Genomic DNA, 2,274 nt, shown 5'->3' on the forward strand with positions numbered 1-2,274 from the left:
CCATCCTCCCCATCTCCCCATCCTCCCCATCTCCCTCTCCAGTTAGAGGATCCCCGATCGCACTCGTGGTATCTCTGTTAAATGGGCCGTTCATATTTCCCAACAAGTCAATTCATAGGATATATTTCTAAAATAGCCCGATCGAAAGGGTTTTTATCAAACCCTTAAATTTCGGTTGCGATCGGGATGCCGATGTAGTTTCCAGCAGCGATGCTGGCTTAAAATGGCTCATCAACGCCTGCCTTTATCCCACTCCTTGAGCGATGAATATTGCTGAAATTCTACACAAACAAGTTGAAGAAACACCCGAGACTCCAGCAATCCTGGAAATGCGACGTGGTGCAAGCGGCAGGGTCAGTTTTGCCGAATTGGAGTTGATGGCAAGTCGGGGAGTCTCCCTGCTGCGACAAAAAGGGGTGCAGACGGGAGATACTATCTTGCTCATGCTGCCGCTATCAACGGATTTTTACATTGCGCTGATTGCCATTTTTAGACTCGGTGCAGTCGCCTTAATCCTCGACCCCAATGCCAATTCTGATGAACTCGATCGCGCCTGTACCTTGTGCCGTCCGAAAGCCATCATTACCACCACCAGCAATCTGTTTTGGCGGTTTTTCTCCCGAGCTTTTCGCCAAGTTTCGCTTAAATTCACCATCGGATTTTCCCTCCCCACCCTCATTTCTTGGCAGCGATCGCAAACCTTAGACCCCGATCCAAAAATCACAGAAATTGACCCAGAAACCCCCGCCGTAGTGGTTTCTAGCCTGGGGCTTTACGAACAATTAAAATTTGTAGAACTAACTCACAATTATTTAACCTTACAACAAAAATATTTGGCAGAAATTCTCGGAATAAATCCCGGAGAAGTAGATATTACCTTAAAACCACTTTTGGGATTAATTAATCTGGGTCTAGGGGTAACCAGTTTAGTACCCAAACTTAAAATGAAAACGCCTTTAGATCACCAATCAAAACCGATTGTTGAGGCCATTCAAAACTTTCAGCCGACTCGGATTGCTGCTTCTCCCAGCCTACTGGAAAACCTCACCCAGGCACTGGTCAAAAAAAGGGCATTATTCAACCCAGTTTATAAAATATTTATTTGGGGAACGCCAGTTTTTCCCAGTCTCCTCAATCAAGTCAATCAAATTGCACCCCAGGCAGAAGTGATCGCCATTTATGGAGAAACCGCCGCGATCGCCAGCCTCTCTCGCCGAGAAATCGAAGCCAGCGACGTCAGTCAAATGCAGACCGGAAAAGGCTTACTCGTCGGCAAACCCGCCCCAGATATCCAATTAAGAATCATCCCCAACCAATGGGGCGCACCCGTCGCCCCCTATGAAAATCAAGCGGAATTTGAAGCAACCTGCCGCCTTTCCCCAGAACCCGGCGAAATCGTGCTCCAAGGCGATCGCTTCATCACCCGAACCTTAAACGAACTCGGGGAGGAACCCATGAACTTTCGAGTCGGGGAACAACAATGGCATCGCACCGGAGATGCGGGATACTTAGACTCCCAGGGACGATTGTGGTTGCTGGGACCCTGCCAAGATTGCATTCAGGATAAATTCGGCGTGATTCATCCTTTAACTGTAGAATGCGCCGTGGATTACAATCGCGAAGTCCAACGGGTGGCCTTTTTTTCCTATCGATATCAGCGGACCTTAGTGGTAGAAATGGCTGATAAAAGCTCATCCCAACGCAGCTTATCCTCGGTGCTCGAATCCCTCCAATGGGCCAATGTAGAAGCGTTGCGCGTCGTGGAAAAAATCCCAATGGATCAACGCTACCCCCGCCGAGTCGATCGCGTGGCATTGGAACGAATACTGGATGAACAAGACTAATTGGGGATAGATCAAATGTTCGTAGTAACGACTTCAGTCGTTATCTTAGTTCGTAGTAACGACTTCAGTCGTTACCGCGTGACGAAAGCGGATGCCAAGTCACGCTCTCATGCCCGGATCCTCCAGTTTCCAAACAGGCGCTTAAGCCCCTTATGGTGAGTGTTACGGCTTTAGCTATGAAACGACTGAAGTCGTTACTACAAACGAAGAGAACGACAGCAAGTCGTTACTACAAACGAAGAGAACGACAGCAAGTCGTTACTACAAACGAAGAGAACGACAGCAAGTCGTTAGGGAACTCCAAAAAATAAAACCTTCAAAAAACCCGCAGGCTCAAGCCTGGGGCTACACGGACAAAGCCCGCCTGCGCGGGCTAAAAGAGCCTTGTTAGGTGCGATCGCATCAAAGCAAGGATGATTTATTTGTTGGA

1 protein-coding gene is annotated in these 2,274 nt (G+C 48.2%); it reads left to right on the forward strand.

Going from position 1 to position 2,274, the window contains the following annotated elements; genetic code table 11:
• Positions 1–263 precede the first annotated feature (263 nt).
• Positions 264–1,844 carry an AMP-binding protein gene (locus tag NG833_RS30200; protein WP_254568957.1) on the forward strand — a complete coding sequence of 527 codons (1,581 nt, stop codon included), beginning with the start codon at positions 264–266 and terminating at the stop codon, positions 1,842–1,844.
• The last annotated feature ends 430 nt before the right edge of the window (positions 1,845–2,274 follow it).

The organism is Oscillatoria sp. HE19RPO (genome assembly GCF_024220515.1).
Lineage (GTDB): Bacteria > Cyanobacteriota > Cyanobacteriia > Cyanobacteriales > Laspinemataceae > Laspinema.